This window comes from Tsukamurella sp. M9C, assembly GCF_020169415.1.
Lineage (GTDB): Bacteria > Actinomycetota > Actinomycetes > Mycobacteriales > Mycobacteriaceae > Tsukamurella.
The window spans coordinates 1-13,663 of record NZ_JAIULG010000047.1; the positions used below are offsets into that span (position 1 = coordinate 1).

Genomic DNA, 13,663 nt, shown 5'->3' on the forward strand with positions numbered 1-13,663 from the left:
CGGGCACGGTGGGGCTGCAGGGGCAGCCGGGGGCGGCTGCGGCGGGAGCTGCGACGACGAGGCCCGCGGCGGCGATCAGTGCGCTGACCGCGGCGACTGTGCCGACGGCGCGCGAGGAGCGGTGGCGAGCGATCATCGGTAGCTCTCTTCCCTGCTGAACTTTGCGTTCACGAATACGACCGATGTGAACCTAGCAGATCGTGTGCGAATGCAAAACGTTCTGCGCCCGTGGTCCTCGGGTGTCGTCGTGCGCGCAGGATTTCGGGCCGAAACGCCGAAAGGGGCCGCCGGGCGTGATGCCGGCGACCCTCTCGGGACGTACGTGGTGCGGGTGGGCTCAGTAGCCCTTGGCCGCGGCCTGCTGCAGCATGGCGAGCACGGCCGGGTCGACCTGCTGGCCGCCGCTCTGGGCCTGCGAGATGACCTGGTTGATGTACTGCGAGTTGACCGACTGGCCGGCCTGCGCGACGGGCTTCGCCGCGGGCTTGGCGACGGGCTTCGCCGCCGGCTTGGCGACGGGCTTGGCAGCGGGCTTCGCGACGGGCTTCGTCGCCGGCTTGGCGGCGGGCTTGCTGACGGGCTTCGTGACCGGCTTGGTGGCGCCGGTGTCCGTCGGGGAGACGGTGCGCGGGGTCGGCGAGCCGAGGCCGGTGCCGCAGGAGGGCCATGCGCCCTTGCCCTGGCCGGCGAGGACCTTCTCGGCGATCGCGATCTGCTGCGCGCGGCTGGCCTGGTTGGCGGTGGGGGCGTACTGCGTGCCGCCGTACGAGGCCCAGGTGGACGGGCTGAACTGCAGGCCACCGTGGTAGCCGTTGCCCGTGTTGATGGCCCAGTTGCCGCCGGACTCGCACGCGGCGACGGTGTCCCACTGGGAATCGGGGGCGGCGTTCGCGGCGGGGGCGGCGAGCGCGAGACCCGCGCCACCCAGCATCGCGCCCGCGGCCGCGATCTTCGCGGCGCTCAGGCTGGTGGTGGACTGCTTGCGGTGACGACCGGTCATCGTGTGAAGTCTTTCCTCTCTACGCGCGTGCGAAGTTAGCTGTCGGGTTCGAGCGAGAGGCTGCTCGGCCGGTTGCCCGGCTTGACCCCTAGGGCGTGTGCCCTGCGGCCTTGCGGCCGCGGATGGTTCCTCCGCCTTCGTCCAGGTGTAGATCGTGGTGCATTTCCCGAATCGGACGCTGGACGAAGCTCTGCGCTGCGGACGATCGGGTGGCTGCTGCTGCGGCCCTCAGCGACGGTAACAGAACCCGCCCCGTGGCCCAACCGTTACCGGACCGTGATTTTGCGATGTGTGACTGATGTCACTCGGTGTACGCGTACGGATCAGCCGCCGGCGAACGGCGGCAGCACGTCGAGCATCGCGCCGGCCGCGGGCGCCGCGACGTCCCGCACCGCCACCTCGTCGAGCAGGAAGCTGCAGCGCGTGAGCACGCGGCCCAGCTCGGGGTGGCGCGCGGCGAGGAGGTCGGCGACATCGGCGACCGTCGCACCGTCGGGCACCGCCACGGTCTCCTCCGGCACGCCGGCCGCGGCGCGCGCGGCGGCGAAGTAACGGATCAGCACCCCGTCAGCCCCCGATCGCGCTCATGGGACGGGCGGGCTGCAGGAAGGACGGGTCGTCGATGCCGTGGCCGGCCTGCTTGCCCAGCATCGCGCCGAGCCACGCGTCGGCGATCTCCTCGTCGGACGCGCCGCCGCGGAGCAGCGGCTTGAGGTCGGTCTCGTCGGCGGCGAACAGGCAGGTGCGGATCTGGCCGTCGGCCGTCAGGCGCACGCGGTCGCAGTCGCCGCAGAAGGGCCGTGTGACCGAGGCGATGACGCCCACCGTCGACGGACCCCCGTCGATCAGGAAGCGCTCGGCGGGCGCGCTGCCGCGCGGCTCCCCGTCGGGGGTGAGGGTGAACTCGCGGCGCAGCTCGGCCAGGATGTGCTCGGCCGTGATCATGGTGTTCCGGTCCCAGGTGTGGTCGGCGTCGAGCGGCATGTGCTCGATGATCCGCAGCTCGTAGCCCGCGTCGAGGCAGAGCCGCAGCAGGGGGCGCGCGTCGTCGAGCCGCCCGGGGCCGAGGACGGCGTTGACCTTCACCGGGGTGAGGCCGGCGTCGGCGGCCGCGCGCAGGCCGGCCAGGGCGTCGTCGAGGCGGTCGCGCCGGGTGACCTTCGCGTACGCCTCCCGGTCGACGGTGTCGAGGGATACGTTCACGCGGTCCAGGCCGGCCCCGGCGAGCTTGGCCGCGTGCCGGGCCAGCGACAGCCCGTTTGTGGTCAGCGAGATCTCGGGCCGCGGCTCCAGCGCCGCGGCGTGCGCGACGATGCGGTCGAGGTCGGCGCGCAGCAGCGGCTCGCCGCCGGTGAATCGGATCTCCGTGATTCCGAGGTCGCGGACGCCGATGGTGATGAGCCGGTCGATCTCCGGCCCCGTCAGGACGTGGTCGTTGGCGAGCCAGGGGAGGCCCTCGGCGGGCATGCAGTAGGTGCACCGCAGGTTGCACCGGTCGGTGAGGGAGACCCGGAGGTCGCGTGCGACGCGCCCGTAGCGGTCGACCAGCGGCCTCATGGCCGGGGCTCGCCGTCTCCGGCGCGGCCGCCGAGGATCACCGCGACCACGCCGACGAGGAATCCGACGGGCGCGAGTGGCGTGAGGGCGTACACCCAGGTGGGGGCCGTGGTGCCGTCCGCGAGGAGCGGCGTCAGGAAGAGGGCCGCGATCGCGATCAGCCCGATCGCGAACAGCGCGATCGCGGCGGAGACGGCGACGGAAACGAACTTGCCCATTCCTCTAGACTAGTCGCAGTGCGTCCCGCCGTTCGCGGGGCGCGTTTTGTTGTTCTTAGTGCAGAGCGGGTGATGACGGTGCCTACCGGCAAGGTCAAGTGGTACGACACGGACAAGGGCTTCGGCTTCCTCTCCCAGGAGGGCGGGGAGGACGTGTACGTCCGTTCCTCCGCGCTGCCCGACGGTACCGACGGGCTCAAGCAGGGGCAGCGCGTCGAGTTCAGCATGGCCGCCGGACGTCGCGGCCCGCAGGCGCTGACGGTGACCGTGCTCGAGCCGGCCCCCAGCGTCTCGCGCGGCGCCGCCGCGGGCGCCCAGCGCGGCCGTCGCCCGGCGGCGAACCGTCGGCCTGCCGAGGACCTGAACGTGCTGATCGAGGACATGATCCAGCTGCTCGACGTGGGCGTGCAGCCCGAGCTCCGCAAGGGCCGTTACCCGGACCGCAAGGCCTCCGAGCAGATCGCCAAGGTGCTTCGCGAGATCGCCCGCGAGCTGGACTCCTAGGTCCCCGCTCCGGCCGCTCGGGTCGCCAGCAGCGGCAGGAAGCAGTCGTCCACGATCTCGGCGATGTCCTCGGGCGGCACGGCGCGCAGCGTCATCGCCATCTGATGGCGGACCAGGTCGGCGGGGAGGCGCACGATCCGGTCGGTGACCCGTGCCGGGTCGACCTCGCCGCGCTCGACGGCCCGGTCGACGGCCTCCTGCATCGACCCGGCACGCGGCCCGACCATGAGTTCGCGCACGTCCTCGGGGGAGTCGCCGGACTCGGCGAAGAACCCGCCGAGGCGCGTCTGCAGCAGGATCATCAGCTCGACGCGGTGGTCGGACATGGCGGTGAGGAGCGCGATCGCGTCGCCGCGCAGGGAGCCGGTCGCGGGCGCCGGTGCGACGGGGGTGCCGCCCAGGTGCGCGAACGCGGCGCGCAGCAGTTCCACCCGGCCGGGCCAGCGGCGGTACAAGACCGACCGCGACGTTCCGGCGCGGGCGGCGACGGCCTCCAGGGTGAAGTCGCCGTAGCCGCGCTCCGTCAGCTGGTCCCACGCCGCGTCCAGGATCGCCTCTTCGAGCGCCGCGCCGCGCCGGCGGGTGCGCGGCGCATCCGACTTTGAGTCCACTTGCGTATCTTATCAACATGGCGCACATTAGATACGTGACTGTATCTAATGTGGCGACCTCGACGCGCTCGATGCGCGCCCTCATCGCAACCCTCGTCGTCGGCGTCTTCGCCCCGATCCTGGACACGACGATGCTGACCATCGCGGTGCACACGCTGGTGCTCGACCTGCGCGCCGACATCGCCACCATCCAGTGGGTGAGCACCTCCTATCTGCTCGCGCTCGTCGTCTCGATCCCGTTGTGCGGATGGCTCGACGCCCGCCTCGGGGGCCGCCGCCTGTGGGTGGCGGCGCTCGTCGTCTTCGCCGTCGGCTCCGCGCTGTGCGCCGCGAGTTGGAGTCCGGTGAGCCTCATCGTCTTCCGCACGCTGCAGGGCGCCGCCGCCGGCGTGCTGATGACGAACATGCAGACGATCGCCGTGCGCGCGGCCGGCGGCGGCTCGGTCGCGCGGGTCACCGCCGCGCTCGGCGTGCCCATCGCGCTCGGGCCCCTGATCGGCCCCGTCGTGGGCGGCGCGCTGCTGCACTGGGCGGACTGGCGCTGGATGTTCGCGATCAACGTCCCGCTGTGCCTGCTCGCCGTCGTGGCGGCGCTGCGGGTGCTGCCGGACGATGCGCCGACGAGCGCCGTTCCGCCGCTGGACCGCACCGGCCTGGCGCTGCTCGCGCCCGGGATCGTCCTCACCTTCTACGGGCTCGCGGAGCTGGCGGAGCGCGGCACGTCGGGCGTCCTTCTGCTGTTCGTGGCGTCCGGGGCGGCGCTGATCGCGGCGTTCGGGGTGCATGCGGCGCGGGTGGGGGACCGCGCCCTCGTGCGTGTGCGATTGGTGCGCATCCCGACCGTCGCCGCGTCGACGCTGGCGAGTCTCGCTGTGGGCGGCGCGCTCATGGGGACGATGTTCCTGTTGCCGCTGTACTGGCAGACGGTCCGCGGCGACGGCGCGCTCGCGACGGCACTGCTCCTCGCGCCCCAGGCCGTCGGGGCGTTCGTGCCGCGGTTCTTCGTCGGCGGGCTGGTGGACCGCTTCGGTCCGCGTCCGGTGGCCGTCTCGGCGATCGCGCTGATGGCGGCCGCGACGGTGCCCTTCGCCTTCGTCACGGCCGGCACGAGCCCGGTCGTGCTCGCGCTCGTGCTGTTCGCGCGCGGACTGGGCCTCGGCGCGGTGCTCGTCCCGATCCTGTCGTCGGCGTACACCGGGCTCTCGCGCGATCAGTTCCCGCACGCCTCGATGTTCACCCGCGGCGCGCAGCAGCTCGGCGGCGCGATCGGCGTCGCGGCGGTGGCCGTCGTCCTGCACGCGGGTCTCGCCCACGGCCCCGCCGAGGCCGCGTTGCACCCGGCGTTCTGGGTGATGGCGGCGGTCACCGTGCTCGGCGTCGTCCCCGCACTCCGCCTGCCGGGGCGGGCGGACCGGACCGGGTGAGGCTCAGAACTCGCGGCGGTCGCGGATCTCGGACTGGTCGGGATTCGCGGGCGGAGGGTCGTTCACCCGCGTCGCCCAGTTGTCGGTCGTCGGGTCGTAGCCGGGAGTGAAGCCGCCGCGCCAGCGGCCCGACTTCTGCCGGCGCCGGACCACGACGGCGAGGACGATCGGCGCCAGCGTGCCCGCGATGACGAACAGCAGGATGACGCTCTCGCCGCCGGTCATGGCTTCTGGACCAGCGCGAAGTCTTTGGAGACGCTGTCGGGCGTCGTGTCGATGCCCCAGACCGCCTGCGCGATGAGGTTGCCCGACGCGTCCTGGTACTGCGACGGGACGTTGATCTCGACGGCCGCGACCCACAGGTCCTCGGTCGACTTGAGCACGAGCGTCGCCTCGGCGGGATCGACGTGGGTGATCGTGTCGAGCTTCGCCTGGCCGCGCTTCGCGTCGTAGCGCTGCACCGTCAGGAACCAGGGGCGCTCGGTGATGTACTCGGGCAGCGAGATGACGATCGCCTGGCCGAACTCCACCGGCAGCTTCACCGGGCGCTGCGCGGTGTCGCACGCCGACGCCTGGACGTTGGTGCAGAACTGCATCGGAGCGACGTTGAGCATGCGGTCCCCGACGGTCGCCTGCAGCGTGGGCCGGGGCTTCGGCTCATCCCGCTTCTCGAGCCCGGCGACGATCGTGAAGGCGAACAGCACCGCCGCGGCGACGGCGAACACCGCGCCGGCGAGGAGGAGCTTCGGGCTGGGCTTGATCATCTTCAGACACCGTTCATCGTGGGTGGGACGTGTTCCGGCCGCTTGCCGCCGAAGTTCGGGATCAGCGAGCCGCCGCGGTAGGTCAGCACCGTCTGCACGGTGCCGACGACCATGATCGCGGCGACGGTCGCGAAGCCGATCCACAGCGTCGGCGGCAGCAGCACGCCGAGCGCGGCGCCGCCGACCCAGCCGAGCTGCAGCGCCGTCTCGGACCGGCCGAAGGCGGAGGCGCGGGACTCGTCGGGCAGGTCGTCCTGGATGGACGCGTCGAGCGAGACCTTGCCCAGCGCGGACACCCCGGACGCGACGAAGGTCACGGCGGCGATGACGACGAGGTTGCCGAAGACCGCCGCGACGATCGCGCCGACGGTGGCCGCGACCGTCGCCTGCACGACGATGCGCGCGGGCCGCGGCAGCTGCAGCCGGGCGCCGATGCCGTTGCCGATGAAGTTGCCGATGCCCGCGGCGGCGCCGACCGCGCCGATCATGAGCAGGGACTCGGTGGCGGAACCGCCCGCCGCCTGCTCGGCCTTGCTGTAGAAGGCGATGTAGAGCGTGAGGAAGCCGGTGAGCACGCGGATGGTGGTGTTACCCCACAGCCCGGTGACCACGCTGCGGCCGAGCGGCACCCGCAGGTTCTTGAACGCCGCGCCGAGCTTCGCGCGCCCGCTCTCCGTGTCCTGCCCGCGGTCCGCCTGCCGTTCCGCGTCGCGCGCCATCGCGCCCGTGTACGAGAGGGTGGTGGGCACCTCGCCCGCCGTGCTCTCGACCCGCTTCGGGATGCGCATGCACATCACGGCGCCGAGCACCGCGAACACCATGAGCGCGTACATGCCGCCGGGGATGTGCAGCATCCGGCTGAGCCCGAACTCGGCGCCCGCGGCGATCGCGCCGCCCACGCCCGAGCCCACGACCAGGCCGAACAGGGTGAGCCGCGAGTTCACCCGGGCCAGGTCGATCGACGGCGGCATCACCCGCGGCACCACCGCGGATTTGAGCACCGAGAAGGATTTACTCATCACCATCATCGCGAGCGCGCAGGGATAGAGCACCCACGGATCGAAGTTGACGGTGTTCGCGATCGGGTCGTACTCGCAGTTCGTGATGAGCAGCACCGCCAGCGCGACGCGGATCCCGAAGGACGCGGCCAGCGCCACCCGGCGCCCGTGCTGGATGCGGTCCAGCAGCGGCCCCATGAACGGCGCGATGATCGCGAAGGGCGCGATGTTCACCAGCAGGTACAGGGCGACCTTCGACTTCGACTCGGCCTGCGCCGCAGCGAAGAACAGGGTGTTCGCCAGCGCCACCATCATCGCGGCGTCGACCGCGTTGTTGAGGATGACCGGGTAGGTGAGGGCGGTCAGGCCGGACTTGTCGGCACCGTCGGCCTTGGTGGCCTGATGCCACTTCGCGATCCCGGCCTCGGTGATCTCGCGGCTGCGCATCGCCGCCACCCGGGTGACCGTGATCTTGCGCGGCATCCGCCGCTGCTCGTCCTCGGCCGCGCGCCGGTCGGCGGCGGACGGGGTGTCCTCGAGCGGGGGTAGGTGGTGGTTGGAGGTGTATTGCGGGCGCGCATCGCCGCCCGCCCCCTGCCGCACGGACTGCCCGCTGTGGGCATGCGGCGTCGACCCCGGACGGCGCCGGGGCTCGTCGGGGGGATACTGCTGTTGCCCCGGATGACCGCTCACACCGACCATTGTTCCGCATCCGCGGCGGTGCCGTCTTCGGGGGCGTGTGCCGCCCGGCTGCACCTGCGCGCCCGCCATCCGGCACAATCGGACGGGTGAGTTCCGCATTGCAGTCAGGCGCCGCGGTCGACCTCGCGCGCGCCGTACTGGAGGCCGACGAGGGCGCCCGGGTGGGCGCGCACGTCGCCACCGTGGTCGAGGACGAGTTCGCGGTGGCCCATTACTTCGAGGCCGACGTACCCGCGTACCGCGGCTGGCAATGGTGCGCGGTGATCGCAGCGACGCCCGGCGGGGAACTGACGGTCTCCGAGACCGCGCTGCTGCCCGGCCCCGGTTCGCTCACCGCCCCCGAGTGGGTGCCGTGGGAGGAGCGGATCCGCGCGGGCGACCTCGCCCCGGGCGACACGCTGCCGCCCCGCGAGAACGACGTGCGCATCGAGCCCGGTCACGCCCTGTCCGGCGACCCGGCCGTGGACGACGTGGCCGGCGAGATCGGCGTGAACCTCGAGCGCGTGATGTCGAGGATCGGCCGGATCGAGGCCGCCGAGCGCTGGCTGGCCGGCGACTTCGGCCCGGAGTCCGAGATGGCCCGCTCCACCCGCTACCACTGCGGCGACTGCGCCTTCTTCCTGCCGCTGGCCGGCGCGCTGGGCGCGGCCTTCGGCGCCTGCGGCAACGAGTACTCGGCCGACGGCCGCGTCGTGCACGCGCACTACGGCTGCGGCGCGCACTCCTCGGTCACGGCACCGTCGGGCCAGGGGAGCCCCGCGTACGAGCCCTACGACGACGGCGCCGTCGAGAAGGTTCCCGCCGAGCAGGCCTGACATGGCCGCCGATCCGTTCGGTACCGCCGCGCTGCGCCGCGCGACCCTCGCCGCGTGGCGCGATTCGCCCACCCGCGCGGCCGAGGACCTCGCCGCCGAGCGGGACCTGGTCACCGTCGGCTACCGCGACCGCGTCGCCGTCGAGCTGGCGCAGAACGCCGCCGACGCAGCCACCGCCGCCGGGATCCCCGGCGAACTGGCCGTCTGGGCCGAGGCCGACGGGGTGCACGTCGCCAACACCGGCGCACCGCTGTCGAAGTCCGGGGTCGCCTCCCTCGCCGCGCTGCGCGTCTCGCCCAAGTCCGACGGTGCCTCCATCGGCCGGTTCGGGGTCGGCTTCGCCGCCGTCCTGACGGTGACTGACCACGTCGAGATCCGGTCGAACGACGGCGGCATCGCCTTCTCCGCGGAGCGCTCGCGCGCCGACTCCGGCCTCGACGAGGTCGCCGCGATGCGCCTGCCCTACCCCGTCGCCCCGGCGCCGCGCGCGGGCTTCGCGACCGAGGTCGTGCTCGTCGGCGCGGACCCCGCGCTGCTCGCCGAGTTCGCCGACCAGGCCGCGGACCTGCTGCTGGACCTGCCCGCGCTCGCGGCGGTCACCGTCGGCGACGAGCGGTTCGAAACCCCCGACCTCGTCACCGGACACGGGCCGCACGCGCGCTGGGTGATCGGCGCCGATGCACGGTTCCTGCACGCGCCCACCCGCACCGACGAGCCGCTGACCCTGCCCGTGCGGGTCATCGCCGACCTGCCGACCACACCCGACCGCCGCCGCCTGCACCCCGACGCGGACGTCGCGCTCGCCGCCCGCGGCTACGCCGCCTTCGTCGCCGCGCAGCCCGACCCGATGCCGCTGCTACCGCCGCGCCGGCCGCCGGCGGGCCCCGTCGACGCCCTGCTGCGGGAGGCGATCGACGACGAGCTGCGCGGGCACGCCTGGGTCCCCGGGCCCGACGGTGCGCGGCTGCGCCCCGACCGCGCCGCGGTGCTGCCCGGGCTCACCGCCGAGCTGAATACTCTGTTGTGCGAGGCGCTTCCGCTGGTCCCGCCCGAGTACTCGTCGGCGCCGGACGCGGCGCGCCTGGTGGCGCTCGGCGCCCGCGAGCTGACCGCGGCGGACCTCGCCGACGCGGTGCCGCGCGACCGCGATCCGGCCTGGTACGGCGAGCTGTACGCCGCGCTCGACGCCGCGCGGCTGCCCGCCGACGACCTGGGTGCCCTGCCGGTGCCGCTCGCCGACGGCCGGGTGGTGACCGGGGCGCGCGGCGCGAGCCTCGTGGCGGGCGACGCCGATGCGCTGGCGCTGGTCACGTGGGCGCGGATCGTGCACCCCGCGGCGGCGCATCCGCTGCTGGAGCGGGCGGGCGCGCGGGGGCTGAGCCCCGCGGACCTGCTCGGCGATCCTGCGCTGCGCGAGGAGGTGGGCCGCATCGACTGGGAGGCCGGCGCCACCGACGCGGACCTCGAACTCACCGCGGCCGTGCTCGGGCTGATCGGCGAGGGCACCGTCGGGCCGGGTTTCCTGGGCCTGCTACCCGTCCCGGGCGACGACGGTGCGCTGTACCCCGCGGACGAGCTGCTGGCCGCGGCCGCGCCGCTGCGCGCGGTGCTCGGAGAGGACCACCCGTACGGCACCGTCGACCCCGATTTCGAGGCGCGGTACCCCGCGGAGGCGCTGCGGGCCATCGGCGTCGGCTGGTCCTTCGGCGTGCTCCGCGAGCCCCTGCCGACCGAGCCCGACGAGAGCCTCGACGGCGCGGACGAGTGGTGGTCGCAGCTGCCGGGGGAGCCCGACGAGCTGATCGCGGTCCGCGACCTCGATCTGGTCGAGCAGTGGGAGCCCGCGTACGCGCTGCTGGCGGAACTGCCGGGCGTACTGGACGATCCGGACGGCTACACCGCCTGGTGGCTGCACACCCGCACCGATCTGGGCCGGCTGCGGTCGCCCGACGACGAGGCCTTCGCCGGGCTGCTGGACCCGTGCACGCACCCCGCCGCGCCGCGACTGCGGGCGGCGCTGCTGCACGCCGTCCGCACCGACGCCGACGCGCAGGTGCTCGCCGACGCGCTCGCCGACCCCGCGCGCACCCCGTCGCCCGCCGTGGTGATCGCGGCGCACCGGGCGATCGCGGGGCACCGGCTCGCGGAGCTCCCCGCCCGGGTCCGGGGCATCGACGGGGAGGTGCTCGACGCCGAGGACGCCGCGGTGCTCGATGTGCCGTACGCGCGGTTCACCGCGTCGGGGCTGGTCTTCGGCGGGCTCGACGTGGCCGCGGACCTCGCCGACACGCTGGACCTTCCCCTCGCGGGCGCCGAGCCGGTCGAGATCCCGAGCGCCGGCGACCGCTTCGCGCGCGGCGCGCACCCGGGCGTCACCCTGGCCCAGGCCCTCGGGGAACTGCCCGACGCGGCGGAGGTGCACGTCCACGACGAGCTCGTGATCGTGGTCGGCGGGGCCGAGCGCCGCGTCCCGTACGTCGTGGCGGACGGTGTGCTCCACGTACAGTCGAGACGGTGGTGACCGACGGCGACGCATGGCCCAATCCCGTCGATCAGGGTGCGCTCGACTGGATGCTCTCGATCCGTGAGGGGCCGCTGACCGCCGCGATGCGCGTGATCACGACGGTGGGCAACACCGCGTCCATGTGGGCGATCGGCATCGCCGGGTTCCTCTACCTGCTGGTGCGCCTCAAGCGATCGGACTGGGCGCTGTACTGCGGCCTGACCCAACTGTTCGGTCTCGGGCTGATGGTCGTGCTCAAGACCCTCTTCGGGCGGGAGCGGCCGCCGATCCCGCCGAGGCTGGTCGTGATCTCGTCGGAGAGCTTCCCGTCCGGGCACGCGCTGAACTCGATGGTGGTCCTCGGGACCTTCGCCGTGGCCGCCTGCGCGCTCACGGGCCGACGGTGGCCGCTCGTGGCCGCGCTCCTCGGCACGTTCGCCATCGGCCTGAGCCGCGTGTACCTGGCCGCGCACTGGCTGCTCGACGTGGTGGCGGGGTGGGCGATCGGCGCGCTCGTGGTCGCTCTGGGGCTGGGTGTGCTGCGGCTCACACGAGGCCGCGCTGTGCTCCCCGATCGCCGCGCAGGGCCGCCCGCCGCTGCAGGGTGAGGACGGTGGCCCCGAACGCCCCCACGCCGACGCCGCACGCGCACACGATCCACGCGTCGCCGAAGGTCCCGCGGGCGAGCAGGGTGATGACGAGGGCCACTGCGAACGCAACGGTCCCGGCGATGACGACCGGCCGGGGCTCGGTCGCGGCGCGGGGGAGTTCGGGTGCCGTGACGGTGTTTCCCGGCTCGTTCCCTTGAAGGTTCATCGTTACTCCCGGGGTTCATGCGCGCAATTGCACTTCTCAGATGTACTCTAACGCCGTGACTGACAATGACGATCGGCTGGCGGGAGAGCTTGCTCTCGCCACCGTGCGGTTCGCCCGCCACCTCCGCGGCCGGCGTCGCGATTCGCTCGTCTCTTTGACGCAGCTCTCCGCGCTCAACGCGCTCGCGAATGACGGGCCGCTCACGCCCGGGCAACTCGCGGCACGCGAGCGCGTGCAGCCGCCGTCGATGACCCGGGTCATCGCGTCCCTCGCCGACCTGGGGCTGGTCCGGCGCGCCCCGCACCCCACCGACGGCCGCCAGGTGATCGTCAGCCTCTCCGACGAGGGCGAACAGGTCATCACCGGCGAGGCCGCGGCCCGCGAGGCGTGGCTGCGCGGCAAGCTCGACGAGCTGTCGCCCGAGCAGCGCGCGACGCTCGGTGACGCGGTGGGAATTCTCAACGGCCTCATTGCCGCCGAAGAGAAGCAAAGCTGAATCCACCCGGATTCCCGATCGAATAGCGAACGGCCCTATCGGATTGATTCCGATAGGGCCGTTCCTTAACCGTCATTGAATCGCGGCGTACGCCGAATTTTCAGAACGAGGTCCCGAGTTCCGGCCGACTCGCGGTGACGAAAATCCCCAGAGCCTTCCAGTCGCCCGCGATCCGGCCGGCGCGCGCCAGGGTGCTCGGCGACACCGCCCCCAGGTACAGCCCGGCGAGCGTCGGCCCGCTCAGCGAGACCGACGGTGCCTCCTCCGCCGCCCGGCAGCGCGCGACGCCGTCGTCGACGGTGAGCCGGTAGGCGGCGCCGTCCACGCCGAGCACGAGATCGCCGTCGCGCTCGTAGGTCCGGGCCTCGAGGGCGGCGGGCACGTCGAGGAAGGCCAGCCACAGCCGGTCCTTGTGGTCGGTGACCTTCACCGAGCGCGGATCGACGAGCATCTCCCGCAGCGGGTGGTCCGGCGGCAGGTCGGCGGTCACCTCGTCGAAGGTGTCGAGCCCGAGCACCGTCTGCCACAGGTCGGCCGCGGCCTCGTCGGTGAGGGCCCGGACGTCGTCGAGCTGCGCGCGGTCCTTCTCGTCCACCCGGTAGGCGACGAAGCCGTCCGGGTGCAGCAGGAGCCGGCGGGCCGTGCCGCCCCAGCGCGCCCACTCCGGGTCGGCGTGGAAGAGCTCCCAGAACTGCTCCGCGGACACCGATCCCGGCGTCGCGGCGTGCCAGCGGCGGTACAGGTCCTCGACGGCCTCGCGCGCGGCCGCGGCGTCGGTGATGCGGGTGCGCAGCGGGCCGGGGAGCGGGGTGCGCAGCCGGGCCGTGCGGCGCGCAATCGTCACCTCGTCGACGATGGTCGCGACGCCGTAGCCGAAGCGCTCGTAGATGGTGCCCTCGCTCGCGGTGAGGATCGCGACGGCGTTGCCGGCGGCCCGGTAGCGGGAGTGCAACTCGTCCATCATCTTCCGCAGCACGCCGATCCGGCGGTGGCTGGGCGCCACCGAGACCCAGGTGACGCCGGGCGCGTCGAGCTGCGCGCCGCCGGGCACCGTCAGGGTGAGGGCGAAGGAGCCCGCCACGCCGACGAGCGCGCCGTCGGTGGTGTCGCGGGCGACGACGAACCGGTCCAGGTCCAGGGTGCGCCGGATGAGCGGGGCGGCTTCGGCTTCGAAGGGGGAGCCGAAGGCGTGCACGTCCTGTGCGTACATCTCGGGCCAGTCGGCTTCGGTGGCGGTACGGATCTCGATCACGTA

16 protein-coding genes and 1 riboswitch are annotated in these 13,663 nt (G+C 73.2%); of the genes, 6 read left to right on the top strand and 10 right to left on the bottom strand.

Going from position 1 to position 13,663, the window contains the following annotated elements; all coding sequences use genetic code 11:
• Positions 1–337: 337 nt before the first annotated feature.
• The 4 genes from LB823_RS18660 to LB823_RS18675 form a co-directional block, all read right to left on the bottom strand.
• On the bottom strand, positions 338–1,000 hold the full coding sequence (locus LB823_RS18660) for a transglycosylase family protein (protein WP_224649978.1): 663 nt from the start codon (positions 998–1,000) through the stop codon (positions 338–340).
• A 10-nt stretch (positions 1,001–1,010) separates the two neighbouring features.
• A riboswitch (cyclic di-AMP (ydaO/yuaA leader) is annotated at positions 1,011–1,167 on the bottom strand.
• 156 nt (positions 1,168–1,323) lie between these two features.
• Entirely contained in the window at positions 1,324–1,563 is a 240-nt protein-coding gene (locus LB823_RS18665) for a MoaD/ThiS family protein (protein WP_224649980.1), read from the bottom strand.
• Positions 1,564–1,567: 4 nt separating this feature from the next.
• Positions 1,568–2,557 (bottom strand): GTP 3',8-cyclase MoaA, encoded by a 990-nt coding sequence (moaA, locus tag LB823_RS18670; RefSeq protein WP_224649982.1) that lies wholly within the window; start codon positions 2,555–2,557, stop codon positions 1,568–1,570.
• On the bottom strand, positions 2,554–2,775 hold the full coding sequence (locus tag LB823_RS18675; protein ID WP_224649984.1) for a hypothetical protein: 222 nt from the start codon (positions 2,773–2,775) through the stop codon (positions 2,554–2,556). The genes moaA and LB823_RS18675 overlap by 4 nt, the downstream gene beginning before the upstream one ends.
• A 78-nt stretch (positions 2,776–2,853) precedes the next feature.
• Between LB823_RS18675 and LB823_RS23915 the strand changes: the two genes are divergently transcribed.
• On the top strand, positions 2,854–3,279 hold the full coding sequence (locus LB823_RS23915; RefSeq protein ID WP_308011470.1) for a cold-shock protein: 426 nt from the start codon (positions 2,854–2,856) through the stop codon (positions 3,277–3,279).
• Here LB823_RS23915 and LB823_RS18685 read toward each other — a convergent pair.
• Positions 3,276–3,890, bottom strand: coding sequence for a TetR/AcrR family transcriptional regulator (locus LB823_RS18685; protein WP_224649987.1), 615 nt, complete (start codon positions 3,888–3,890; stop codon positions 3,276–3,278). The genes LB823_RS23915 and LB823_RS18685 overlap by 4 nt on opposite strands.
• Before the next feature lie 50 nt (positions 3,891–3,940).
• On the opposite strand from LB823_RS18685, the gene LB823_RS18690 reads away from it, so the two are divergent.
• The gene (locus tag LB823_RS18690; RefSeq protein WP_224649990.1) at positions 3,941–5,314 is read left to right on the top strand and encodes a DHA2 family efflux MFS transporter permease subunit; all 1,374 of its coding nucleotides are present in this window, start codon (positions 3,941–3,943) and stop codon (positions 5,312–5,314) included.
• A 3-nt stretch (positions 5,315–5,317) separates the two neighbouring features.
• Here LB823_RS18690 and LB823_RS18695 read toward each other — a convergent pair whose 3' ends face one another.
• The 3 genes from LB823_RS18695 to LB823_RS18705 are packed head-to-tail and all read right to left on the bottom strand — an operon-like array spanning position 5,318 to position 7,679.
• Positions 5,318–5,539: a hypothetical protein gene (locus LB823_RS18695; RefSeq protein WP_224649992.1), complete on the bottom strand. Its 222-nt coding sequence runs from the start codon at positions 5,537–5,539 to the stop codon at positions 5,318–5,320.
• Positions 5,536–6,078, bottom strand: a complete 543-nt coding sequence (locus LB823_RS18700) for a DUF2771 family protein (RefSeq protein WP_224649994.1) — start codon at positions 6,076–6,078, stop codon at positions 5,536–5,538. The genes LB823_RS18695 and LB823_RS18700 overlap by 4 nt, the downstream gene beginning before the upstream one ends.
• 2 nt (positions 6,079–6,080) lie before the next feature.
• Entirely contained in the window at positions 6,081–7,679 is a 1,599-nt protein-coding gene (locus LB823_RS18705) for an MFS transporter (RefSeq protein WP_374201353.1), read from the bottom strand.
• 185 nt (positions 7,680–7,864) lie between these two features.
• On the opposite strand from LB823_RS18705, the gene LB823_RS18710 reads away from it, so the two are divergent.
• Genes LB823_RS18710 through LB823_RS18720 form a run of 3 tightly spaced genes read left to right on the top strand, consistent with a single transcriptional unit; the run spans position 7,865 to position 11,704 of the window.
• On the top strand, positions 7,865–8,593 hold the full coding sequence (locus LB823_RS18710) for a DUF3027 domain-containing protein (RefSeq protein ID WP_224649999.1): 729 nt from the start codon (positions 7,865–7,867) through the stop codon (positions 8,591–8,593).
• A 1-nt stretch (position 8,594) separates the two neighbouring features.
• Positions 8,595–11,114: a sacsin N-terminal ATP-binding-like domain-containing protein gene (locus LB823_RS18715; protein WP_224650001.1), complete on the top strand. Its 2,520-nt coding sequence runs from the start codon at positions 8,595–8,597 to the stop codon at positions 11,112–11,114.
• Positions 11,108–11,704 carry a phosphatase PAP2 family protein gene (locus LB823_RS18720; protein ID WP_224650004.1) on the top strand — a complete coding sequence of 199 codons (597 nt, stop codon included), beginning with the start codon at positions 11,108–11,110 and terminating at the stop codon, positions 11,702–11,704. Before LB823_RS18715 ends, LB823_RS18720 begins: the two co-directional genes overlap by 7 nt.
• Here LB823_RS18720 and LB823_RS18725 read toward each other — a convergent pair.
• On the bottom strand, positions 11,643–11,912 hold the full coding sequence (locus tag LB823_RS18725; RefSeq protein WP_224650007.1) for a DUF2530 domain-containing protein: 270 nt from the start codon (positions 11,910–11,912) through the stop codon (positions 11,643–11,645). The two genes, LB823_RS18720 and LB823_RS18725, sit on opposite strands and share 62 nt — an antisense overlap.
• Before the next feature lie 55 nt (positions 11,913–11,967).
• Here LB823_RS18725 and LB823_RS18730 point away from each other — a divergent pair, with 55 nt between their 5' ends.
• On the top strand, positions 11,968–12,408 hold the full coding sequence (locus LB823_RS18730; RefSeq protein WP_374201354.1) for a MarR family winged helix-turn-helix transcriptional regulator: 441 nt from the start codon (positions 11,968–11,970) through the stop codon (positions 12,406–12,408).
• A 100-nt stretch (positions 12,409–12,508) separates the two neighbouring features.
• Here the strand turns inward: LB823_RS18730 and LB823_RS18735 are convergent, their stop codons facing one another.
• A complete protein-coding gene (locus LB823_RS18735; protein ID WP_224650011.1) occupies positions 12,509–13,660 on the bottom strand; it encodes a GNAT family N-acetyltransferase in 1,152 nt (383 codons plus the stop codon).
• Positions 13,661–13,663: the final 3 nt, after the last annotated feature.